27 protein-coding genes and 1 tRNA gene are annotated in these 23364 nt (G+C 59.8%); 22 read left to right on the top strand and 6 right to left on the bottom strand.

Going from position 1 to position 23364, the window contains the following annotated elements; genetic code table 11:
- Position 1 precedes the first annotated feature (1 nt).
- From CGLUCO_RS08710 to CGLUCO_RS08605, 22 genes are all read left to right on the top strand, one after another.
- Complete coding sequence (locus CGLUCO_RS08710; protein WP_084036358.1) at positions 2-949, top strand: phage major capsid protein; 948 nt, start codon at positions 2-4, stop codon at positions 947-949.
- Positions 950-1345, top strand: coding sequence for a hypothetical protein (locus tag CGLUCO_RS08705; RefSeq protein ID WP_084036359.1), 396 nt, complete (start codon positions 950-952; stop codon positions 1343-1345).
- Positions 1346-1370: 25 nt separating this feature from the next.
- On the top strand, positions 1371-1835 hold the full coding sequence (locus tag CGLUCO_RS08700) for a Gp19/Gp15/Gp42 family protein (protein ID WP_084036360.1): 465 nt from the start codon (positions 1371-1373) through the stop codon (positions 1833-1835).
- Positions 1835-2206, top strand: coding sequence for a hypothetical protein (locus CGLUCO_RS08695; protein WP_084036361.1), 372 nt, complete (start codon positions 1835-1837; stop codon positions 2204-2206). The genes CGLUCO_RS08700 and CGLUCO_RS08695 overlap by 1 nt, the downstream gene beginning before the upstream one ends.
- Positions 2196-2498, top strand: a complete 303-nt coding sequence (locus CGLUCO_RS08690; protein ID WP_084036362.1) for a hypothetical protein — start codon at positions 2196-2198, stop codon at positions 2496-2498. Before CGLUCO_RS08695 ends, CGLUCO_RS08690 begins: the two co-directional genes overlap by 11 nt.
- Positions 2488-2919 (top strand): hypothetical protein, encoded by a 432-nt coding sequence (locus CGLUCO_RS08685; RefSeq protein ID WP_143336877.1) that lies wholly within the window; start codon positions 2488-2490, stop codon positions 2917-2919. The genes CGLUCO_RS08690 and CGLUCO_RS08685 overlap by 11 nt, the downstream gene beginning before the upstream one ends.
- Positions 2920-2999: 80 nt before the next feature.
- Complete coding sequence (locus CGLUCO_RS08680) at positions 3000-3794, top strand: hypothetical protein (protein ID WP_084036364.1); 795 nt, start codon at positions 3000-3002, stop codon at positions 3792-3794.
- 49 nt (positions 3795-3843) lie between these two features.
- Positions 3844-3902, top strand: a tRNA-OTHER gene (locus tag CGLUCO_RS08675).
- 89 nt (positions 3903-3991) lie between these two features.
- Positions 3992-4315 carry a hypothetical protein gene (locus CGLUCO_RS08670; RefSeq protein WP_084036365.1) on the top strand — a complete coding sequence of 108 codons (324 nt, stop codon included), beginning with the start codon at positions 3992-3994 and terminating at the stop codon, positions 4313-4315.
- Entirely contained in the window at positions 4315-5019 is a 705-nt protein-coding gene (locus CGLUCO_RS08665) for a hypothetical protein (protein WP_084036366.1), read from the top strand. Before CGLUCO_RS08670 ends, CGLUCO_RS08665 begins: the two co-directional genes overlap by 1 nt.
- A 29-nt stretch (positions 5020-5048) precedes the next feature.
- The gene (locus CGLUCO_RS08660) at positions 5049-11042 is read left to right on the top strand and encodes a tape measure protein (protein ID WP_084036367.1); all 5994 of its coding nucleotides are present in this window, start codon (positions 5049-5051) and stop codon (positions 11040-11042) included.
- A complete protein-coding gene (locus CGLUCO_RS08655) occupies positions 11043-11786 on the top strand; it encodes a phage tail family protein (protein WP_084036368.1) in 744 nt (247 codons plus the stop codon).
- Positions 11787-11868: 82 nt separating this feature from the next.
- Positions 11869-12840, top strand: a complete 972-nt coding sequence (locus CGLUCO_RS08650; RefSeq protein WP_143336878.1) for a hypothetical protein — start codon at positions 11869-11871, stop codon at positions 12838-12840.
- Position 12841: 1 nt separating this feature from the next.
- Positions 12842-15217, top strand: coding sequence for a hypothetical protein (locus CGLUCO_RS08645; protein ID WP_198481383.1), 2376 nt, complete (start codon positions 12842-12844; stop codon positions 15215-15217).
- A 16-nt stretch (positions 15218-15233) separates the two neighbouring features.
- Positions 15234-15620, top strand: coding sequence for a hypothetical protein (locus tag CGLUCO_RS08640; RefSeq protein ID WP_198481385.1), 387 nt, complete (start codon positions 15234-15236; stop codon positions 15618-15620).
- A gap of 18 nt (positions 15621-15638) precedes the next feature.
- The gene (locus CGLUCO_RS08635; RefSeq protein ID WP_084036590.1) at positions 15639-16007 is read left to right on the top strand and encodes a hypothetical protein; all 369 of its coding nucleotides are present in this window, start codon (positions 15639-15641) and stop codon (positions 16005-16007) included.
- Between the two features lie 19 nt (positions 16008-16026).
- Entirely contained in the window at positions 16027-16428 is a 402-nt protein-coding gene (locus CGLUCO_RS08630; RefSeq protein ID WP_084036589.1) for a hypothetical protein, read from the top strand.
- 15 nt (positions 16429-16443) lie between these two features.
- Positions 16444-16905: a hypothetical protein gene (locus CGLUCO_RS08625; protein ID WP_198481365.1), complete on the top strand. Its 462-nt coding sequence runs from the start codon at positions 16444-16446 to the stop codon at positions 16903-16905.
- A gap of 81 nt (positions 16906-16986) precedes the next feature.
- Positions 16987-18303 (top strand): peptidoglycan DD-metalloendopeptidase family protein, encoded by a 1317-nt coding sequence (locus CGLUCO_RS08620; protein WP_232621826.1) that lies wholly within the window; start codon positions 16987-16989, stop codon positions 18301-18303.
- Positions 18296-18685 (top strand): hypothetical protein, encoded by a 390-nt coding sequence (locus tag CGLUCO_RS08615; protein WP_084036584.1) that lies wholly within the window; start codon positions 18296-18298, stop codon positions 18683-18685. The genes CGLUCO_RS08620 and CGLUCO_RS08615 overlap by 8 nt, the downstream gene beginning before the upstream one ends.
- Positions 18686-18714: 29 nt before the next feature.
- On the top strand, positions 18715-19113 hold the full coding sequence (locus CGLUCO_RS08610; RefSeq protein ID WP_084036583.1) for a hypothetical protein: 399 nt from the start codon (positions 18715-18717) through the stop codon (positions 19111-19113).
- The gene (locus CGLUCO_RS08605; protein ID WP_084036582.1) at positions 19088-19435 is read left to right on the top strand and encodes a hypothetical protein; all 348 of its coding nucleotides are present in this window, start codon (positions 19088-19090) and stop codon (positions 19433-19435) included. Before CGLUCO_RS08610 ends, CGLUCO_RS08605 begins: the two co-directional genes overlap by 26 nt.
- A 209-nt stretch (positions 19436-19644) precedes the next feature.
- On the opposite strand, the gene CGLUCO_RS08600 is transcribed toward CGLUCO_RS08605, so the two are convergent.
- The 6 genes from CGLUCO_RS08600 to CGLUCO_RS08575 all read right to left on the bottom strand — a co-directional run bounded on the left by CGLUCO_RS08600 (position 19645) and on the right by CGLUCO_RS08575 (position 23362).
- A complete protein-coding gene (locus tag CGLUCO_RS08600; protein WP_159447594.1) occupies positions 19645-20490 on the bottom strand; it encodes a tyrosine-type recombinase/integrase in 846 nt (281 codons plus the stop codon).
- A gap of 11 nt (positions 20491-20501) precedes the next feature.
- Positions 20502-21362, bottom strand: coding sequence for a hypothetical protein (locus CGLUCO_RS08595; RefSeq protein ID WP_084036580.1), 861 nt, complete (start codon positions 21360-21362; stop codon positions 20502-20504).
- A gap of 54 nt (positions 21363-21416) precedes the next feature.
- Positions 21417-21689, bottom strand: a complete 273-nt coding sequence (locus tag CGLUCO_RS08590; RefSeq protein WP_084036579.1) for a hypothetical protein — start codon at positions 21687-21689, stop codon at positions 21417-21419.
- A 31-nt stretch (positions 21690-21720) separates the two neighbouring features.
- Positions 21721-22032, bottom strand: a complete 312-nt coding sequence (locus tag CGLUCO_RS08585; RefSeq protein WP_084036578.1) for a hypothetical protein — start codon at positions 22030-22032, stop codon at positions 21721-21723.
- Positions 22033-22118: 86 nt separating this feature from the next.
- Complete coding sequence (locus CGLUCO_RS08580; protein ID WP_143336915.1) at positions 22119-22529, bottom strand: hypothetical protein; 411 nt, start codon at positions 22527-22529, stop codon at positions 22119-22121.
- 77 nt (positions 22530-22606) lie between these two features.
- Positions 22607-23362, bottom strand: a complete 756-nt coding sequence (locus CGLUCO_RS08575) for a hypothetical protein (RefSeq protein WP_084036576.1) — start codon at positions 23360-23362, stop codon at positions 22607-22609.
- Positions 23363-23364: the final 2 nt, after the last annotated feature.

The raw sequence follows: 23364 nt of genomic DNA, 5'->3' as shown, positions 1-23364 counted from the left end.
AATGGCTGATGAAGTAACGACCGTTTCTTCCGTTTGGGATGCGATCCCTAATCTCACTGTGGCGGAGATGCTCTCCGACCCGACCCTTCTCACCGACGCGTTCGGTGAGCGCCTGGACGAATTCCAGGCATTTGATGCGTTCTTCGAGGTGAAGAATGTCAACTCTGATATCGTGCCCTACCGTCACGCAACGGCGGCTTATCTTGAGGATGACCCGATTGTTATCCCGGAGGGTGGGGAGATCCCGGTGTCCGATCCTCTGGCGACGACGGAGCTTCTCCACGCCACCATCAAGAAGTACGGTATTGGTCTTCGTGTGACCTGGGAGCAGATCAAGGACGATCGCCGTGATGAGGTGGCCGATGAGCTGACTGCGAAGGCTAACACGGTGTCTCGCCATAAGAAGCTTGAGGCTCTGGCGGCCCTCAAGGCAGCCCCGGTGCAGGAGCTTCAGGTGTCTAAGCCGTGGGACGCTGGCGGTGACGTCAAGGGCGACCTTCTCGACGCGCAGGCGCTTATTCTTGATGCCAAGGATAAGAAGGGCGACCCGCTCATGTACGAGCCGGCGGTTGTGTGGGCATCTCCGACGACCATCATGGATATTCAGCGTTCTAAGAGCATGGATGATCTGTACAACGGCAACATGGCTTCCGCTCATCCACTGTTCCAGAAGGCCGGGACTCTTCCGTCCCTGTTCTCTGATTCCATCGCCGTTATCAAGGATTTTGCTATCCCTCACGGTGAGCTGTGGATGGGCTCTAACATCAAGGCTGGCAAGCTTGCACAGCGCGAGGACGAGTACACGTCCCCGTTCTACGCGGAGGATGGTGGCGCGGTGGATGTTCGCTACGGTAAGCGTCAGACCGCGCGTGCTAACTACTCTCACCGTCGCGCGTTCTACGTGCAGCATCCGCTGTCTGTTGTCCACATGACGGGGCTGGCAGGCTAAATGACGGAAGTTCGTTTGACCAAGGCGTTCCGGGTTTTCCCGGATCGTCCTCTGGTGAAGCCGGGAACCCCGGTTGATGTGGATGAGGCTACCTACCAGCGTCTGGTGGGGCTGGGTCTTGTCGACGCTCCGGAGGTGGCAGGCGGATCAGACGATGACCCCCCAGTGGGAGACGATGAGGAAGCTAGCTCCACCCCAGACGGTGAAGACGCGCCTAAGGAGGATCCGAAAACCACATCGATGCCTACGGCCGAGTATCCTCCGCTGCCCGATAGGACAGCGACTGTCGCGGTGTGGAAAGAGTATGCCCGTGCCAACGGCATCAAGCTGACCGGTCTCTCCAAGCGGGCTGAGATCATTGGTTTCGTGGAAAAGGTCGCAGGTCGGGGAGAGTAACACACTAGGGAAGGTGGTGGCACCTGTGGAGATAACCGTTGAGGATATTTCCTCCGTATTTCCTAGACCTCTCGAAGAGGATGAGCAAGAGCGTGCTGAAGCTTTGATTAAGCAGGCTGTGGAGCTCATTGCCTTCGAGTTCGCCCGCAGGGGGCGGGATCTAGCAGAAGAGGTGGAGACCACACCGTGGCTGCAGGTAGCCGTGCTGCAGGCTGTGCGGATTATGGTGTCCCGGGCGGTGCTCATCGGTGAGAATGTGGGTCGTGCGTCTGCGTCCTCGACGTCGGGGCCGCAGTCGGATTCCATCACCTTCTCGCAGGGGGTGGGTATCCACTGGGGTGGTGTGGGGATGGACCAGTCCATTCTCGATCTTCTTGGTCTGCACACGGGTCCGCTGCCGCGTGGGCGTGGTGGGCTGGTGATCCCGTTTGGGACGCGTTGGCCGGTTCGCCGGTGCGCGGAGGGTGCGGAAAGGCCACGGTGGTGCTGATGGGGTGGAAGCCTGATGATTTTGGTGAGCCGGTTGCTATCAAGGGTGGGGTGATCGGGCGTGATGCTCGTATGCGCCCCATCTATGGTGAGGGTCGGGTCATTGAGCACTGTATTGTGTCTCCGGCCGGTGACCAGGTGGTCAAGGGTGAGGATTTTGTCCATGGTGATATCACCCGGTTGCAGGTGCTGGCGCCGGCAGGAACCCGGGTTGCCGATGGTGACACGGTGGTGATTCGCGGCGAGGAGTACGTGGTGCAGCAGTTGCAGTCCTTCGACTACTCGGTGGGTCGTAGGCCGGTGCTCCGTTCCCACCGTCCGAAGGTGGTTTTCATCGTCTCACGTGGGGAGGTGTCCGAGAATGTCTCTTGATTATCATGGGCTTTTCCGCCAGATGGCCAATACTCCGCAGGTGCAGAAAGCCGTGGAGGATAAGGCCGAGGAGCTCAAAAAGTTCATTGAGGTCCGCTGGCCTGACGTCAACGACGTGGGCGCGAGCACCAAGCGGTTCCTCAAGGAGGACCCCGGTGACGTCGTCAAAGTGACGCATGCGACCCACGGCACGAACCGCCCCACGCACGTCGTGACAGTTCGTCACCCTGGTGCCGTGGCCAAGCAGGCCAAGGATGGTTTCCTAACCAAGGCGGTGAAAGATGTCTCATGATGTGGGGATCACCCCCGACCTTGTGCAGCTTGTCTACCATCATGTGCTGCGTCTTTTCTCTGCGGAAGATGCGGACATGGTCCATAAGATCGCACTCCCGGATGGCTACAACGCAGCCACGGATGGGCTGGCGATCGTGGTCACAGATGATGTGACCCAGGTGGATGAGACGACGCATACGCGGGAGCTTGTGCGTATCAGCGTGTACGGCCCTGACCGTGAGGGTATTCGTGCTCTCGGCCGCAGGCTGTACACGGCGATGACGCAGGGGATAACCGGAATTGGGTTGGGTGTGTCCCGGTCGAAGTCGACATTCTTCGGCACGGGGCCGTCCTACCAGCCAACCGGGTTTGTCTCCACCATGAGTATTTCGGTGGGGGTCGGCAAACTGCTGGCCACCATAAACCCCCCCACCGCATAACCGAATAAATCACATATTTTCGTTGACCCCTTGGAACCCCATGGGGTCATTTTTTATGCCCTCAGAAAGGGGAAAAATCAATGGCACGAAATCGTAACATCGGCCTGGATATCCGCGTGCTTGAAGACCGCCAGGTGCTGGCCTTCTTCGGTGATGATCCGGCCATCGACAAGAAGACTGGCGCGTTCATCGATGGCTGGGAAGCCCTTGGTGTGGAGCCGACTGACTCCAATCATGGCCACACGCGTGAGGTGACCTCCAACGACACCAACCTGACCGGCGGTAACACGGAAACCTCTTACACCGCTGGCCCGCTGTCTGGCGCGGTTGATGGTATCGCCGGTTCCCCGGTGATGCGCTACATCGAAAACCCGGGCGCGGTGGTGCAGGACGGCACTGTTTACGGTGCCCACACTGCCGAGGTGGCCCGCGGTTATGTGGCGTTCGTCCACAAGTTCTCTTCTGGCCTGGTGCGTATCTGGGTTTCTCGCGAGAAGGCCGAGCTCACCATTAACGAGCGTCAGACGGCGAAGGATCCGCAGGCCCGCCCGGTCGCAATCAAGTTCAAGAACGGTACGGATGAGCGCTACTACGAGGAGCGTTTCTACATCGTCGGAAAGGATGGCGCTGTGGCTCGCGTCGAGGAGAAGATCTTCAAGGACATTGAGGACCTGGAGAACAAGATTGAGCAGGGGAAGGCTTTCTTCCCGCAGGCTTCTGGATCCAAGCTCACCGCTATGACAGTGGTGGATGAGAAGACCGGGGGTGTCACCCTGCATGAGTACAAGAAGCCGGATGGTGAGACGGCTTCTCTTCCGGAGGACGCGAGCGAGCATACCGCCCCGTCTGGTGAGAATTCTCCCGGGGCAGCTTAGGCACCGTCGTGTGCGTCGGTAAACCCGCTCGGGGTGACGACCTGGGCTGGTGGGTGTAGCTCAGTCGGTAGAGCCATAGGCGCGCAGGTTCGAGTCCTGCCACCCATACTGGCGGCCGCTCTTTCTTCAGGTGGTTCCTGAGAGTGGTTGCCCTCAATCATCTCGTAGGGACCACCACCATGCCTAGGAGGAACCACATGGCTACAGCAAAGAGCACGCCAGCGAAGACCGACGCCCTGACCGGTGAGCTGGTGGATGGAATCTACACCGAAAAAGTGGAGCTCAGCAACGGCACGAAGGTCGACGTTGAGGTCATCACCGACCCCAAGAAGCTCCCCGCCACCTACTACAACCTGCTGGCCGAGGGGAATACCGTCGCCATGGTCATTGCTGCCTTGACTACTAAGACCCGGCGTCTTCTCGACTTTTCCGGCGCGATCCTCGAAGACATCGAGGACATCATCTCCCCGGTGATTGACCGCGCACGGGACGCCGCAGAAAAGGCAGAGGAAGGCAAGTAGTGGATCTCCGGCTCATCCTCGCTGACGAGCCGGGGGCCTGGATCACCTTCACACACCGGGACCGGCAGCTAAAAGCCCGCCTAGACCCGATGTGGTTGGGCGCGGAGCGTGTCCCTGCGCTGCTTGAGACACCGCTTCTCGTACGTGGTCTTCTCGATGTTCACTCGCAGGTGGTAGTCATGACCTCGGACCCCTTCGCGCGTCACATTGATGAGCTTTTCGAGGACTACCTCGAAGCGACCGGGCTGGGGGTGCGGGGTATTGCTGAGCTTATTTTCGCGCTTCGGCACGTGGACCTTGTGGAGCTGGATTTGCTGCGTGAGGGGCTAGAGATCCGTGAGTGGCTTGACCCTGCAGGGTCACTGTCCTCGCGGCGTCTGCTTCTGCTTCTGCGGGATTGGGTGCTTCGGCCGGAGACACGGATCGGCGCGCGCCGGATGAATATCAATCCAGCATCTAAGGCCGCGCTTGTGACAGCCCAGGCGGTGTCTAACCCTGATGATCCGCACCCATTCCTCAAGAGCCCAGCACAGCTCGCGGTGGAGGAGAAGCAGCTGGCGGAGCAGCAGGAGAAGCGTCGCCGAATCGAGCGCCAGCGCCCGCGTGAGCTTGAGTATGTGCCTCGTACGGCGGGGTCGTTGGCTGATGCTCAAGCGGAGTCCAAGCAGGCTTTGGAGGAGCTGAAAGCCCAGCTCGGTCAATAGGAAGAAAAATAATTGAAAAGGAGGCCTCCATGTCTGGTTTTGTGTCCGTCCCGATTATCCCGACCTTTAAGGGGATGTCGAGGGAGTTTACGGCGCGGCTCATCAAGCCCGCGAAGGATGCCGGCAAAAAAGCGGGGCAGGAGCTGTCCAAGGGGCTGGGCGCTGAGGTAGATTCTCTCGAGCGTCAGGTGGGAGCCTCCACGAAGAAGCTGAATGATCTTGCCCGTGAGTATGAGAAGGCGTACTCCAAGCAGGAGGAGATGCAGCGGAATGTGAAGGCCGCGACGCTTGAGCTGACGGCTGCGGAGGAAAAGTACAACAAGGCTCTCGCTGACGGAAAGACGGGCACGGCTGAGCTGGCGAAGGTCGAGCGGGCTAAGGGCAAGCTGGAAAAGGCTAACCGTGACCTCGCGCAGTCCGAGATCGATACGCGCGTGGTGGAGGAGAAGCACGCCCGTCAGCTCAAAGACCTCAAAGAGACCTCCGAGAAGTATGAGAACGCTCAGAAAACACTGGCTGACCAGGTTGGCTTGACCCGTGATGAGCTTAAGCGCATGGGTGGGTCTTTCTCTGAGCTTGATCAGGCCATGGATAACGCAGTGGAGCGTTCCAGTGGCTTCGGGCAGAAGCTTGTCGACGGTTTCAAAACCATGGGCAAGGGCGCTCTCCTGGGGGTCGGTGCTAAGGCTGGTACCGCCGTCATGAGTGGCGTCCACTCCGCCATTGAGGGCGGTATGGCCAGGCTGCAGAATGTGGAGCAGGCCCAGAAGATGCTGGAGGGCCTGGGTCACTCGGCGGGTACTATCGACACCATCATGGACAACGCCATGCAGTCCGTGAAGGGCACCGCCTTCGGCTTCGGCGAAGCCGCATCCATGGCGGCCACCTTCGTCGGTGCCGGTGTCAAGGAGGGCGATGACCTCCAGCGTGTCCTTTCCCTTGTGGGTGATTCGGCTGCTATTGCCGGTGCGGATTTCCAGGAAATGGGCTCCATCTGGACGAAGATTGCATCCAATCAGAAGCTTTCCACGGAGGAGCTGAATCAGCTCATGGACCGTGGTCTGGGTATCCTGCCGAAGCTGCAGGAGAAGTACGGGGTCACGGCTGAGGAAGCCCGGAAGATGATTTCCGAGGGTAAGGTCGGATTTGAGGATTTCGCAGATGTCATGGAAGACATGGTCGGCGGTTCTGCTCAGTCGATGGGTGAGACTTTCTCTGGCTCGGCTGCCAATGCTCGCGCCGCGCTTTCTAGGCTTGGCGAGAAGCTGCAGGAGCCACTTTTTCAGGCTGCCCCTGCAATCTTTGCGGCCATTGGCCAGGCCATTGATGACCTGGGGGTTGTGTTGCAGCCGGTTATTGAGAAGCTGGCCGAGTGGCTGGCCCCCAAGTTGGATGCTCTGGCCACGGATGTGATCCCCCGGCTGGTTGATGCCCTTGTGGATACCACGGAGCGGGTCAAAGAGATGGCCGACTGGGTGATGCGGAACAAGGACTGGCTCGAAGCCTTTGGTCTTGCTGCTGGTATTGCAGCTGCTGGCCTGGGAGCTATTGCTTTGCAGCAGAAGATTGTTGCAGCCGGTGGTTTCATCACCTGGATCATGAAGGCCGTTAAGGCTACGAAGATTTGGGCTGGTGTACAGGCCGCACTGAACTTCGTGATGAACGCCAATCCGATTGCCCTTGTAGTGACGGCTATTGCCGCGCTTGTTGCAGGACTGGTCTTTTTCTTTAGCCAGACGGAGACCGGCCGGAAGTTGTGGGCGCAGTTCACGGAAGCGCTTTCCACCAAGTGGCAGCAGTTTACCGATGCCGTCGTCGGTGCTTGGCAGGATCACATCAAGCCGATGTGGGACGCGATGGTGTCCTTTGTCACCGAGACGCTGTGGCCCGCCATCATTGACGGGGTCCAGTGGGTCGGTGACAAGTGGCGGTGGCTGTGCGACACGGTCAGCGCCATCATCAGTGAGATGGTAGACGGCTGGCATGGCTTCTCCGATGCCATGATGGCTGTGGCCACATGGCTTTACGACAACGTCATCATGGGTGTTGTCGATGGGTTCCAGTGGCTGTGGGACAAGATTGTCGCGATTCTTGGCTGGATCTCCGACAAGTGGGATTGGCTGACCGGCAAGCTCGGTGATGGCTGGGACTGGCTGAAGACGACGGTTTTCGACGCCTTCGGGGCGGCTCTTGATAATCTCCAGACCTGGTTTCAGATCGCCGTCGACGGCATCACGAAGATTTGGGACGGCCTGCGTGAAGCAGCCGCAGCCCCGATTCGTTTCGTGGTGAACACCGTCTGGAATAACGGCATCCTCAAAGCTATTGAGGGTGTCACAAAATTCATTCCTGGCATTGAAGCGCCTGCCCCTGTGCAGCTTGCTTTCGCTACCGGTGGCATCATGCCGGGCTACACCCCTGGTCGTGATATTCACAGGTTTGTTTCGCCTACGGGCGGGATTTTGGACCTTAGTGGTGGTGAGCCGGTGCTTCGCCCGGAGGTAGGCCGCGTCCTTGGCAAGCGCTGGGTAGATGGTATTAACGCTGCAGCCCGCAGGGGTGGCGTGTCTGGTGTTGAGCACTTCCTCGGCGCTGATAAGCCTCTCGATAGGGCGCAGGATCGTATCAAGATGGCGCATGGCTTCGGTGATTTCTTGCCGTATCAGGCGCACGCGCGTGGTGGCACGATTGATGCGATGGCCGCCATCGTCAAGGGTAAATACCCGAATATCATTTTGACGTCGAGCTTGCGTCCTGGTGGTCCGTACCATGGGACGGGGCAGGCGACGGACTGGGCGACCGCTGGCGCCTTCGGCAACAGCGCTGAGCAGCTGGCATTGGCGCATGATATCGCCAAAACCTACCCGAACGCCACGGAGCTGATCTACGATCACCCGGGGTGGCGCGGCAACCTCAAAAACGGTCTCCCCATGGGTGCCTTTGGTGAAGGCTACACGCTGGCGCAGGCGGGTCCGCACCACCACCATGTCCACTGGGCGATGACCACCAACCCCACCATGCCGTTTGATGATGGTGTCTTCATGGAGGGTGCTCCCATCGGTGATGGTGCTACGGGTGGTTTCGGTGGCTGGGCTGCGTCCCAGATTCGCAAGATCTGGGATGGGATCATGAATCCGATTAAGGAGAAGATTCCGGAGTTTCCTGGCTGGTTTGGGCAGCTGCCGAAGACGTTCTTTGCTAAGGCCACGGGGGCTGTGTGGGAGAAGATTTCCTCCCTCATCCCTGGTATCTCCGGTGGTGGGGATACTACTGGCGCGTACATGGGGCCGGTGGGGTCTGGTGTGGAGCAATGGCGCCCGCTTGTTGAGAAGATCCTCACTGATAAGGGATTGTCCACTGCTTTGACAGATACGGTTCTGCGCCGTATGAATCAGGAGTCCGGTGGTAACCCGGGTGCGCAGAATAACTGGGATATCAACGCTAAGAATGGTGTGCCGTCTAAGGGCCTTATGCAGGTCATTGGGCCGACGTTCCAGGCGAATAAGGATCCGGGATTTAATGATATTTGGGATCCGGAGGCGAATATCCGCGCATCGATGAACTACGCGATTAGGCGCTATGGGTCGCTGCCGGCTGCCTATAACCGTGCTGGTGGCTACGCCGAGGGTGGTCTCATTGACCTGGCGAAAACCATGGGCGCGCTCCTCTTCGATAGGGGTGGTCTGTGGCCATCCGGGCAGATGGGTATCAACCTCACTGGTGGGCATGAGTGGGTGCTGCCGGGCAACTCCGCCCAGGACATCTCCGCCATCTTGGCCGCCATTAAGGCAGGCAACACTGACCAGCTGCGCGACGCTATGTCCCAGGCTGTGCAGCCCATGGTGGAAAAGCTCACCAAGATTGCTGACCCCTCCACCTACGAGGGGATAACCGCCCGTGGGCTCGCAACAGAATTCGGCAACATCGCCGACATGCTCGGCATGGGCCACACATCCACTGTGGTATCCACCCTCGTCAAGGCCGAGAATGACCTCCTCGGTGCCCGCCAAGCACACGCGGAGCGTCTTGCCACCATCACCGAGAAGGAGGAAGCACTCACCAAAGCGCGTGAAGCTCTCGCCGAGCTGCAATCCTCCGAGGGTGGCTTGACCAAGGAGCAGCAGCGGAAGGTCTACGACGCCAACAAGGCCCTGGAAAAGGCCAAGGCCGAGCAGGCTGCCGCTGATTCCGACGAGAAGCGCGCCAAGGCTACTGACAAGGTCAAGGATGCGGAGGAGAAACTCGCCCGCATCCGTGAAGACATCGATGATAAATCGGCGGAGAACGCGAAGAAGCGCGCCGAGGATATCGAGAAGGCGAATGCCGAGGTGTCTAAGGCCGAGTCTGAGCTGGCAGCAGCCCGTAAGGCTTCTGTTAAGGCGTTGGATATGCGGGTTTATGATGTTTTCCCGCAGATTTTCGACGGTCTGGCTATGGCAGCTAATGGTGTGCAGAATGTGGCCGGTCAGGCTATGGCGATGGGTGGGTTGGCTGCTCAGGCCGCCCCCGCCCTCGGCTCGGTGGCGTCAGCATTGTCTGGTGCTGCGGCCATGGCTGGCCCCGCTGGCATCTCGCTGAGTGTGGGTATCCAGGCGGTGAAATCCGGCATTGAGGTCGGCAAAATGATAGTCAATCTCGTGAAGGACATCATTGACTGGGTACAGAAGGCACGGCTGGCGGCCATGCAGGGGCTGGCAGATGCGTTCGGCACTATTGCCGAGTACGCGCGTCTGCTGAACGAGATGCAGACTGATGTGTCTGAGCTGCAGCAGGCTGTGGTGCGAGGGCTGAATGAGCAGCGCACAGCAGAGTTCAACCTTCGTGTGGCTGCGAATAGTCGCCGGATTGCGGAGGTTGAGGGTGCGCTTGCTGTGGCGCAGGCTCGCCAGGCGCTAGATGATGAGATTGAGAAGGGTGCTCGTGCTGCGCAGCTTAGGCTGATGGGGCTCGTAGAGGACTGGGACACCTACAAGGCGCTGGAACAGCAAACGACCGGCAAGGTGCTCGAGCAATGGTCGGATAAGGCCATTAGCGCCCTGTTCACCTATGAATCCGCGCGCGCTAAAGCTCTGCGGGGTGAGCTCACCGCCCGCCTGGAGCAGATTAAGGCCGAGGACGCGCTCGCAGCAGCCAACCGCCTCAACGCCCGCAACCAGGCTGACCTGCTCAAAGCCCAAGAGCGTCTCATCAAGATGTCCGCGAAGGTCGCAGGCGTCGACCTCGTCGAAGCGACCGGAATGGAGCAGGCCACCAAGCTCATGGTGCAAATGGTGGAGCTGCAAAACGCCATGGCCAAGAACTCCCTTGGCCACTCCGGTCAGGCGCTGGGGATCGAAAACTCCTACACCCGCGCGCTGGCCGGTGAACAAGCGCAGTACGCGGGACTTGAGCACGCCCTCAAGGCCGTACTGGCGGAGTCCGGTGTGACCATCTCTCAAAAGCGACTGGATGAACTGCTGAAAATCACCGCGCGGGCTGCCCGCCGGGGCCTGGACCCGAAGTCGGTGCTCATGGCGGAGATGCCAGAATTCGCAGCCGCTCAGGCGAAGCTGCTGGAGGATAAGGCACTCAAGCCGATTTGGGAAGCCCAGGACAAGCTCACGGCCGATGAGCGGACGGTGCAGGACTTCAAGGCAGAGATTGCCCTCTTTGAGAAGACCGCACCGCTTGAGACACGGCTCAAGGGCTTGGAGAACACCATCGCGTCCCTCGATGCATCCGCCAACGCGTTTGCTGAGGGGAATGAGAAGGCGCGGGGTGAGTACCTGGCGGTGGCTCGTGAGAATCAGGCCGCGGCTGAGTCTCATGGTGTGTCTTGGCAGCTGGATCCCCGCTATGCGACCCCTGCTGTGCGGGACCAGATCGCCCGTGAGGTGCACATCTACACGGACGGTACGCGTGTGTACACGGCTGACGATGTGGACAAGGTGGTCGAGGAGGCCCTGGAGGGCACTGGGACCACTGTGGTGAAGCATCGGACGGCGTCGGAGGTGGCGAAGTCTCGCCGGAATGGAGGATTGTAAATGCTCAAGGTTGAGATGGTGACCCCGCAGGGGACTGTGTGGGATTTGACGGGCGTGGCGGAAACCTCCCCGGTGCTTGCACCGGAGGGGCAGCTCGCCGGGCTGACTGGTAATGCCAGCCGGACGGACCTGTCGATCCCCGGCCACGCGGGGGTGCTGCCTGGGGATACCCGCTATGGTGCGATTGAAGCTGATGTGCAGTTTTTCCTTCGCACCTTCACTGGTGAGGAGATGGAGCGTGTGCATGCTGCGTTCCGTAAGGCGTGGAGCGTGTATAGCAGGGTGCGCCCTACCCCGCCGGTGGTGCTCAAAATTAACTCGGATAGCCCGCACTCACCCTTGGCGATGCGACTGTGGCTGTCGAAGCCGCTGCCGGGGGTGGATGTGGATTCGAGGAAGCGCACCAGCCTCGATGTCACCGTGCCGGTGCTTATCCCCTCCGGGGTGGCCATCGGCGTGGAGCAGACAGGTAAGGGCGCGGTTGAGGTGGAAAATTCTGGCGATGTCACCATTTACCCCCGCATTGCTTACACCGGCCGGGGCGGCCAAGTTACGTGTCCCTCCGGCGCGGTTTTCGTGCTCCCCGCTGTGGGTGTGGAGACAGTGGTGAGCATGGATCCTTTGGATCTGCGCTTGGAGGGGGCGTTCCCGGAGGGGGTTGAGCCGGGGGACACCGGCCGGTGGGTTTTGCCGGAGGGTGCGGAGCTCCGCTGGGCTGTAGGGGTCGTCGACCCCTGGACGTAAAAACATAGACGGCAGGGGACGTGTCCACCCCTGCCTTTTTCGAACCTATTTTCTGAGAACTGCATAGTGAGGTGGCTTATCCGTGACTGATTGGGAATCTTGGCAGAAGCACGTCCGTCGTGTGGTGGAACAGAAAAGGGCATGGTACGGAATCGGTGACGGAGACGGAACGCCTGTGGCCACGCTGCCGACGCCGGTGTCGAAAGAGACCCCAGAGCAGTGGATGGAAGCGTCCGATCTATCTTTGACGATTCCTGCTCGTCACAGTGACGGAATTCCAACGGGTCTCTGTAAGGGGCTTGTCACGGATAATTTGCGTCTTGTCGACCCCTCCGGCCAGATTCCACTTGCCACAGGTGATTTCACACTGCTTTTCGCCATGATGGGTGAAAACGGGATCCTCGAGCGCCGCGGGGGTGTCATCACCCACGTTGACGGTGATGACCCGGACGGTACTGGCCAGCCGACCGAGCTTGTGCTGCACGCCCTGAGTGTGTCGGATGTGTGGAATACGATTCCGGCGCCGTCGTGGCCAGCATCATGGTGGGCAGCCACCCCCTACGAGGTGACCACAGACGAATCAGGGTTGTCGTTTGGTCAGCCATGGACCATGGCGAAGATAGAAATGTCCACCCGCGCGACGTTCACGCTGAAGCAGGGGCGGGCGGGGTTTGTTATTCGCCGATTGGCTCAGGAATCGCTTGACGCTGCCATGTTCACCCAGCTCGACCCGGACGGAACCCGTTGGGTTGATGACCCCTACCACGTGGTGGAGGTCCCGGCCGAGGATAACACCCCGGAGGTGAGCTTCACCGTGGCCGATGGGAGCTTGTGGGACACCGTCGCCGGTGTAGCCAAGAACGCCGGGGTAATCCTGGGGGCTCGCATGTGGTGGCCGGGGGATCCGCCCGTGCGGTGCTGGACGCCGGCATCGTCGTCGATGAGCCCGGCGCAGGTTGATATTTCCCCCTCGGAGGGCGAGCCCTACAGGACGGTATCTGAGCGAACCTTTCCGCACGCTATGACGGTTTTGACGGTGAAGGAGGTGGCATAATATGCCGACCCCAGTACTGACAGCAGATTCCGCCCGTGTGTCTGTCATGCGACCCCTGGCGTCGAGTGCCTATGGTAAGCGGGCAGTAGCCCTGCCAGAGGGTGTGAAGCCGGAGGATGTTTTCACGGTGTCCGCGCCGGGGAATGAGCCGGGTTTTGTGGCCATGCTCGCCCCGAAGAAGCGCACGGGGGGTTTCGCGAGAAGGTTCATCCGGGCTGACGTCACCGTCACAGCTGCGGACAAGACCCGCCCTGATGTGGTGCCAGATTCCGACACCTCCCGTGTGCTAACAGAGACGCGCGACCGTGTCACCAGCGCGTTTTTCCTCGAATCCGACATTTCCAAGGCCGGCCTTGGGGCGTGGGTGCCCTATGAGGATTTCACCCTCGGGGATTATGCCTGGATTAGCGTCTTTGGCCATCGTGTGAAACTTCCTGTCACCCGCATCGAGCCACTCATCACCGACCACTCCGTCGTGGACTGGAAGGTCCACGTAGGTGGGCAGCTTGTGTCAGATGAACAGGCCCGCATGGTGGAAAACGAGGCTGTACATAAGGCCGTGGTGGAGGATCGCCGTGAGCTCGCCGGGCTCGACGCTAAAGCTAGTAGCGCCGTGTCGACTGCTGAGACGGCGAGGGTGACGGCGAAAGCGGCCTCTGACAAGGTCGACAAGCTTGATGGTCGGATCGTCGACTACTCGGAGACCGTAAAGAAGCATGTCAAGGCTGCATCTGAGCACTCGGATAAGGCTGCTGAGCATTCTGCTAAGGCGGAGGCTGCGTCGGATCGCTCCCAGATCGCATCTAGGAAAGCGGAGCTGGCGTCGCTTAGGTCGCAGTCGTCTAGTGGTGTGGCGGTCGTGGCGGATGCGGAGGCGCAGGAGCATGCGCGGCTGGCGGGTGAGGCGTCCGACAAGGCGCATGAGGCGTCGCTCAGGTCGGAATCGTGGTCGCTGAAATCTCAGGAATCCTCGAAGAGCGCGGGGGTGGCGTCGGATCGTGCGGAGGATGCGAGTACGCGGGCAGAATCAGCGTCTACGAATGCGGATGCTGCGTCTAAGCAGGCGAAAGAGTGGGCGGAGAAGTCCCGGGGCGCGAATGATACGGCGCAAGAATGGGCGGCTAAGGCTGAATCCGCTTCTAAGAAATCCTCGGCGGATTCCTCCGCGTCTCAGAAATTCTCAGAAGCAGCAGCTCAGGCATCGGAGCAGTCGAGCAAAGCGAGTAAAGAGGCCACCAAGGCGAAAGAGCTGACGGCGGAATCCCTGCGGCTTGCGGAGATCGCCCGCGATAAAGCGGAAGAGTACCGCCGCGCTGCTGAGGCGGAGCGTAATGCTGCGGAAAAGGGCAGGGATGAGGCGGAAAAGGCGCGTCGTCGTAGTTTCGCGGCGATGGCGGCGGCTAACGCGGCTTTCGCGCAGGCTGAGGCTGCACGTCAGGAAGCTGAGGAGCAGCGCCGGATCGCGGAGAATGAGCGCAAACTCGCCGAGGCAGCTCGCGCCGAGGCGGAGCAGTTGCGTAAGCTCGCGGAGGAGGAGCGCGCGAAAGCGGAGAATGAGCGCCTGCAGGCCGAAAAAGGTCGTGATGAGGCTGAGCAGCACCGTAAACGGGCGTTCGCAGCAATGGCGGCGGCTAATGCGGCTTTCGCGCAGGCTGAGGCTGCGCGTGCTGAGGCTGAGGAACAGCGCCGGATCGCGGAGATGCAGCGTGCGACGGCTGAGGATGAGCGTAAAAGAGCTGAGGCTGAGCGCGCTGCTGCAGAGGTGGCGCGTAAAGAGGCGGAGAACAACCGGCTCCAAGCGGATAAAGCTAGAGATCAAGCTGTCAACGCGGCGACGGAGGTTGCCACCGGCGCGCGGGCGATCGCGTTGGCCGCTAAATACGCGGCTGAGGTGAACGCGGTCGAGATAGCCAATCAGAAGCTATGGAACACCTACCAGCAGCAGATCAGCAATTACATTGATGATCTCCGCATCATGCGGTTCACTCGCCATTGGTCACTCGCACGGAGCCAACAAAGAATGTGGTCAGGCGATATTTTCAATTTCATTGGCGAGCCGAAACGCGACCACAAATCCACCCTGCAGGTGCCCATTAAAGGCAAATGGAAAGGCGTGCTCACAATCCAGCTTTTCCACGATAACGGCCTATCCGATGCGAACACCGTTTTCATTGAGGACGGGAAGATCGTATCGGGGCCAAAATATTTCGGGTCGGAAACGGAAACATTCCTTGACGGCGGGGCAACTATGAAAATCAAATCAGCGATCGTCCTCGTGTACCCGGACACGCTGCCGGGTGGGGGTACGCCGACCGTGCCGAAGCCGCCGAAATTGCAGGAGATTCCTCCGATTCCTGCTGGGCTGAAACCAAACTAAGAAAGGATGTTCTAATATGAGTGAGCCTATTGCGCAGGCCATGTACTCGGTGCCGATCACGCGCCGCGTCGACTCAGTCGAATCGCTGATCCCGGAGGAATACCGGGCGCGAACACACGCTTCGTCCCAAACCCAGGTGCGCTGCGGTCTTTTCCCAGGTGAAAACATGGTCAAAGTCACCTGGGGTGGGCCGGAAGAGGCACAACTTTTTTGCAAGGTAGATGAATCAGACTCGTCTTATCATGTGGGGTCTGTGCCAGCGGGGGGGGGTGCCCGCACCAAGCTTTTTACGGTGCCAGCCCGCTCCCCGGAGGATTTCGTCTATGTGCGTTTCCCGACTGTCGCGTCGATGCAGGGCGATGCGACCGGTGCCGTCACGGTCATCGGCATGGACGCATCCTAGCAAGAGCGGGGTGGTCGCATGAGCACGCCACTCTCCGATGCTGTGATTTGGGCAACTTTGCAGCCCTACACGACGGATTTTTCATTCGCCCGGATTACCGCAACCAATGGTGTGAGGTCGACTCAAAACACGCGCCTAACACTCCCCACGGGCACGAATCTCGTGCAAGTCTCATGGTCGGGTGCGTCCCGTATCCAAATCCAGGCAAATGCGGACGGTCACAATCAGACCACGGAAATCCAGGCAGCGATCTCGGGCACAGGGCGCACGAAAATCCTGCGTGTCCCCGTCACCAAAGAGGGGTATGTGAATGTGACCACATACAAAAACCTGCAAGAAGAGGTCGACACCACCACGGGAGGCATCACCGTCTACCCCACAACCTAGCAACCGTGGGGGTGGCAGCATGAGTACCCCCATCATGTACCCCCTGTCCGTTGTGTTTAAGCCACAGCAGGTGAACTACGCGGATGTGTGGCGCAACTCGGAAATGACCACAGGGCCATACAAGCCCCGTCACGTTCTCCCCATCCCCGTGGGCGTCTCCATGATCCAAATCGACTACCGAATGAAAGGCGGCTCCTGGAAAACGCTGGCCACCATCAATGGTGAGGAACGCCAGCTCGGAAAAGAGGAAGGCGGCACCAATGATTTGAAGCCGCAATTTTTCCGCGTCGTCAACGATGATCCGGGGGCGTTGCTCACCGTGCAATGCAAGCTGCAGTCGACCGTGGCGATTAATACGGCGCGTGTGGGGGTGACCATCACACCGATGGATGTCCAAACCTTTGAAATCACAACAACCTAGAAAGGAAAAACCATTATGACCGAGCTAATGGGGCTGTGGCGCAAGATGCCCACCAAAGACCGCCAGTGGCATCTCGTCACCATCCTGAATGAGGCGGAGCCCGCCGAGAAACACCAATACGTGCGTGATTTGGTGGCCACCATCCCCGTAAACGAGCTCCGCGAATACAGGCTGTATCTCTCCGATGAATCCACTCGGCGCGAGACGGAAACACAAATGATGGCGCTCACTGCCAAATTCCGCGACCGGGGCATGACCAAAAAACCCACCCGCATCGATGATGCCACTCTCGCCACCATAACCGCCCAGCACCCTCAAATCACCACCGTCTACGTGTGGGACCCGGACGTGTTGTGGCTCGATGGTGAGCACGTCCTCGACGGTAAGGATCTGTACCGCAAGCAAGGCCCCGACGCCGGTGACATCTCGGATCCCCGCCTGTGGGTCCACTACCCAACACCAATCCAGGAGGGGTAAATGCCTTGTAAACCGATGGTGGAGGGCACATTTAGGGTGTCCTCCGGGTTTGGTCGACGCTGGGGATCACCACATCTGGGTGTGGATCTCGCAGCACCCCACGGCACCCCCATCTATGCTGTGGCCGATGGTGTGGTCGTACAAGGACGGGAGCGCCCCCAAGGCAGTGTGGCGGGGTTTGGCTCCTGGATCTGGATTGATTGCCAGGCCAGCGTCGGACGGGATTTCATCTACGGTCACGTCCACCACCCCGGCATCCTCGTCCAGGCAGGCGACCGTGTGCGCGCAGGGCAGCAAATCGGCGTAGTCGGCAACGAGGGCCAATCCACCGGCCCTCATTTGCATTTTGAGGAGTGGACAGCCCCCGGACGGCTTGGGGGTAGGGCTGTGGATCCCGCCGGGTGGGTGGCATCACACCCCAGCCCCGGCGCGACAGCCTCTATTGTGAGGGAGGACAGTGTGACTATTTTCGGCATTGACATCTCGGATCACCAGCGGGGCTTTGACCTCGCACGCGCGAAAGCGGAAGGCGTCGAATTCGCCATCCTGCGTCTGTGTGATGGCACCTACGTCGATAGGTCTTTCCGGGAGCATCTGGCTGGTGCGGAGCGTGCCGGGCTGCTCGTCTCGACATACTGGTATCTCAGGGCACCGAGCGAGGGGACGAGCATATCCCAGCAGGTCGACGTCATCGATCGCCAAATGGGCGGACGGCGCGATCTCGGCGTGTGGATCGATGTGGAATCCATCCCCGCAGGCGTGAAAACGCTGACGGGCGAGCATGTGCGAGAGGCCAAGCGGGAGCTTGAGAGACGCGGCTACCGGGTGGCGGGCGTTTATTCTGGCGCGTGGTATTGGGAGGCGATGCCTGGTGGCGAGCCATCGATGGACGGCCTCGGGCATTTGTGGGTGTCCAACTACGGCAGCAACCGCAAGGGCTCCTACCGCACCCTGTACGAGGGTGACGGTGGCGACCAGCATCGCGGATGGTCGTATCCCCTCGGCGACCGCAAACCCGACATCCTGCAATACGGGTCAGAGGCCACTGTGGCCGGGCATTACCCCGTCGACGTGAACGCCTACAGGGGCACCAGTGAGCAGCTCGCAGCAATATTTACAGGTACAAAACCGGCAGAAAGAGAGGAAGAGGAAATGGCCGATTCCAAAATGATCTCAGATATTTTCGACCAACTGGCAGGTCCCGGACGCGACGAGAAAGGCAAGCCGACCTACAACGGGTGGGACGAGGACACCATCCGCGAAAACGCCCGCACCCGCGAAAGTGGCGGCAAAACCCTCATCGAATTGGTCGCCCTCACACGGGCGGAAGTCCACCAGCTTGCCGAAGCCGTCGCAGCTCTTGCAACCGCAATCAAGGAGGAACACCAGAATGCCTAGAAACAATTTCCGCGAAGCTTGGTGGATTAGGCGTGTCATCTACGCCGTGCTCGCTCTCGCATTGACCATCGCGGTTGGTGGAGGATGGATTTCAGATACGCAGGCAGATACCTGGCTCGCGCAAGCCGACAAAATCGTCTCCATCCTCGCAGCGGTTGGTCTCGGCATTGCCGCGACTAAGACGCACCGTGGCAGTGATGATCCCACCACGCATGAGGATGTGACTGTCGCGGCGACCAGCCCCGACCCCCGTATCAGTGATATTGGCATGGTCGTCAACGATATCCGCGACGCTATCGCGTCTATGACCGTCCCACATGGGGTGGTCGCACCGCCCCCGGCCGACACGACCCCAGGTGACTACACCAAACTCACACGCTAGGGGTGATTGTGGTGAGGTTATCCACCCGTATGACAACCGCCGCCCGCATCCTCCTCACCTCCATCGCTGTGTGGTGCATCGCAACCGGGGTCGCCTACGATCCCATCCTCGGTGATGTGCCCTCGACGATGGGGCCACTCGTCGCGGTGATCCCACCACGCCTATGGGCATACTCGTGGATCACCGCAGGGGCGCTGATGATCGCAGGCCTACGCTGGTACAAACCCCGGCAGTGGGGTATTAGTCTCGCAATGGGGCTAACCGTCCTGCTCGCCGCCGTGTACGTGTCCGCGTGGCTCACAGGTGATATGGAGCGTGGGTGGGTAAGCGCGAAAAATTACATTCTGATCTGCGTGGTGGTGATGACAGGCGCGGCAATCATGGCCGAGGGGGTGCTCGCGCGTGGATCTTGTCGCACTCATAGATAGAGCAGATGCCCTCATCGCCGCTCTTATCGCGGCTGGTGGGACGTGGCTCGCCTCCCGCGAATCCCGGCGCACGAACCTGCGCGCCACCCTCGACGCGTCGGCGCAGGAGACAATCGACCGGCTGGAAACATCCATCGAACGGCTCGACACCCAGGTGGCGGAATTGCAGCGGAAAATGGGGATCCATGATTCCTACGCCTCCTATGCGATCTCGGAGATGCGCCGCGTCGAGGAGCACCTCGAGGCCAACGGTATGCATTGGCCGCCCCCGCCCCCGATGAGTTTCTACGCGTGGCTTAATGAGCAGGACAAAATGAACTGAACGGTACGGTAGGTTTTGTTGCAGTACAGGCCGGTGTCTAGTACTAGACCGGCTTGTGTAGGGCTGCTACCTGCAATAACTTTTGTTGCAACGCCCAAACTAGGCAGTGCATGAAACCTGTACCGGCTGGTCTATACAGACCAGTACGTACAAAAAGACCGACCAAAAACACGCCCCCTACCTGGGAGCCAAAGTCTCAGGTAGGGGGCTTATTTTGCGTCTCTGAGGGCATCATCAACGGCACGCGCGGCCGCCGCATCCCGTTGCCGTCTACCCCGGTCGTAGTACTCGATCATCGTCACATCGACGTGCCCTGTCATGGCCATGATGTCCTCGTCATCGACTCCGAGGTCGCGGGCGAGGGTGACGAAAGAGCGGCGCAGCGAGTGGGGTGTGATGTGCTGCTCGCATCCGGCGCGCTCCGCAATGGCCTCGACGATGACACGCGCATCCTGGTAGGTCATCGGTCTACCATGCCAGCGCAGCAACCGCCCCGTGTGGCGGGCATCGAGTAGTGGTGTGAGCGCCTGCACCACCCCGCCCGGTGTGTCGAGCACATCCACATGATTCGGCTTGCGGTGGAGGGTGATGCGCAGCCCCTCCCGTGTGCGCTCCACATCATCCACGGTGAGGGCGATGGTCTCACCTACCCGCGTACCCATGAGGATAAGGACAGACAGTAACCCCCAGGTGTCCCCGCCGTCCTCGCGGGCGATGGTGAGCATGCGTGCAAGCTCCTCACGGGTCGCGTACGTCCCGGCGCGATGCCGGCCTACCCGCGGTCTACGCACACCCCAACCCAAATCGGTCTCGGTGAGGCCATTGAGGTGTGCCCAGGCGTAGTAGCCGCAAATCACTGTGGCAGCCCCCTGCGCCGATGATGCCGGCATCCGGCGTAGATACGCCTCGATATGCACTCTGCTCACACCCCACGGGTCAAGGTGTGAATCCCGGCAGAAGTGCAGCCAACGGCGAAGCTGCGGGGCATAGGAGCGGGCTGTGGTGGTCTTGTAGCCCGCGATGAAATCCGCAGCAGCCTGCTCAGGAGCCACCACCCAATGAGGTCTTATCTCCTCCATGCGTTGACCCGGTCCGTCTTGAGTGGTGCGTCCTCCGGCCCTTTGATGTACGGCGCGACATAGACGGGTCTGACGTATTTCCGGCCTGGGCCTACGCGCTGCTGCCGCCAATGCCCCCGCACCATCCACCGAGTGTGAAACTCGCGGGTGGCATGTCCCTTCTCCTCGCTGTGCTTGTGAGCCAGTCGGCGCAGCTCGATCACCTGCACAAGCGACGTTTTCGGCGGCTTCTTTTTGCCGACACCGCCCCCTACCCCTTTTGCTTTCCTCGTCGTGGCCACCGTCGGCTGCTGCATCAAAATCCACGCAGCCCCCAGGGTGTGAACCACCTTCGCTGCCCACGGCTGAGGTATAGCACCCGAAGATGGGGAGAATTCCTGATCAGCGATGATCTTATACACCCCAATCTCGTAAATATCCCTCGTGACGGGTACGGTGCGTGCCCGCTGCACCTCGTCCACACAAGTACCGTACAGGGTGAGTGTCAAGGTGTGCCCTGCCTGCAGCGACCAATGCACCCCCTGAATGCGTCCCGCGCCAAGCACTGACTCCGTAGGGGCGCCGTCCCCCTTAAACCCCGCTGGTGGGGTGTCAGGCGTGGAACCAATCGGGGCAGAAAACCACATGAACCCAATCGGCTCGGGGGCCGCGATGGCAGGTGTCCACTCCGGCATCTCCGGCGCTGTGCTGATGGCGAGCTTGGTCATGTCGCGGGATGCCCACCACAGGCCACATTTCCGCAGCGTGCTCGTGTGGATGACCATTTCCTCTGGGGAGTGGCCAGAAAATTTTTTCTCCGCCGACACAATCTCCTTACGGAGCGCGGGCAGCTCAAGCAGACTAATCATTCCGGTACCTCACAAAAAAGGGAATACCCCGGCGTGGCGGCCGGGGACGGCGGGTTAGAGGTCCTCGAAATCGAGGTCATCCTCGTCCAGCTCCTCCGGTGAGGGGCTGCGGGCGTCGATCTCGTCAGCTAGCTCAAGCATCGCTTTTGCTGCTACTCGGAGATCGAAGCTCTCGCCGGAGCGGGTCGGCACCCCGTACACCTCGTAGGTGTCTTTGGCTTTCAGCTCCACGATTTCGTAGCGTCCCTCCTCGAAATCCGGGATGATGGAGACACCGAGGGCTGCGAGGTAGTAGGTGTTAATGGTGTCTTTATCAAATGTGCGCATTTTGTGAATCCCCTTTTTCTCTTATGGTTGGTTATGCCTGTGCCCAGGCGATGATCTGGTTGATGGCCTCTGGGAGGTCTGCGCCATCCTCGGAGACGATGTACTCCGCGTCGGCTTCTTCGTCGATGTCGAGGATTGCCCAGGTGACATCAAGCTCCACGCCCTCCTCAGCATCCTCGTGGAGCTTGATGCTCATGGTCTCGCCATCCTCGCGGATGATGCGCACGTCCTCGTTGTCGGTGTCGCGGTTGCTGATGGTCCAGTCTGTGATGATGTCTTCGTTGTAGAGGTCGATGGCGATGTCGGTGGTGGTCTCGATGTCCTTGATGTTGATGCTGCTCATTTCCCTTTTCCTTTCTTGAGCTTTCCTTGCTGACACCTTTGATTATAGTCAATTCCCGCCAGAATGTAATACAGGGTTACATTAAATTACCCCCGGTTTAGGGTAGTCCGGCGTTTGATCTCATACACAGAATTTCGCGCCACCCCAGCAGACCGCGCCGTATCCACCACCGAAGCCCCCGCCTGTAAAGCTCGTACCACAGCCTGATCTCGGACACTGGCCAAAAACTCACACTCCGCCTGCGACACGGCCAACTTCTCGGCAGCATCTGCGACCTCGTCCAAAGCCACATCCGCATCCGACTGCGAATCGAGCCACCCAGTGACCGCATCATAAATCGCGCCCGCGTGATCTTCATTCAGATCACCCTCGTCAATCGCCGTACGATCCAGACGCTCCAACTGACCCAAAAACTCCCGCGCCGCGCCCGTGGCGGAATCCTTGTCAATGTCACGATCTTTGACGATCCGCTCCACAACATCATTAAGCGTGCTCATATTTTTAGTCTCCAATCTCGAATTAATCATGTGCAATGCACCGTGAATGAAGTGCATTGCACATGAAATGATTTTTACTAGCACTCGGAGATCGCCAGGAAACGCACGGTCTCATCACTGTCTCCGTACGCGCCCTCAATGGTGACCTCAAGCTCCGTGTCCGCGAGCGGGTCGAAACTGTCGATGTTGTCGACCTCCTGGTCGTCGACTGTCATCCGCGTGATCGTGAAAGGTTTTTCCGGCTCTTCTGCGGTATTGAGGTAGTCGAGGAGGTCATCGAGCGCATCCTCGACCGTGTCCCCATTAAGATTGATCTCGACCCCGGAACCCGTTTCGCTTGCGCTGGCCTGTACTAGTGGGGTGGCCTTATCTGCCCATTCGACGATTCGGGTGGCCATGATCCGCGCCAGAGCCTCAACCTCGCCGGGTTTGATTGTGTCGCCGTCGCCGTCGCTTTGAGGCTCACCATCGGGGGAGCACACATTGTACGTCCAGCCGGTGACGATTTCGGCTGCTTCGTCATCGTCCTCGGGGAGTAGATCCGCGTGCTGGTATTCCCCGGTGGGGTCGCCATATTCAGCCCAGAAAACAAGCTTTTCACCATCGGCGCGAGTGAGCACCTCAGCATAGAAGGTGTCGCCCTCAAGGGTGGGTCCCTGTTCCTCCTGGCTGCGGTTTGTGATGGTGGGGAGGAAGGCGTATACAGAGGTCGCGACGGCGTAGTCGATGGGGAAATCCTCACTCTGCGCAGTGGCAATGGCCGTGTCCGTGATCTTGTTGACGGTGTGCTTGTCGGAGGTGTGGATGGTGGGGTGAGAAAGTGTCGTGCTCATTT

Source organism: Corynebacterium glucuronolyticum DSM 44120 (genome assembly GCF_030440595.1).
Lineage (GTDB): Bacteria > Actinomycetota > Actinomycetes > Mycobacteriales > Mycobacteriaceae > Corynebacterium > Corynebacterium glucuronolyticum.
Note: the sequence above shows the minus strand (reverse complement) of the source record. Positions and strands in the feature narration are given on the sequence as shown.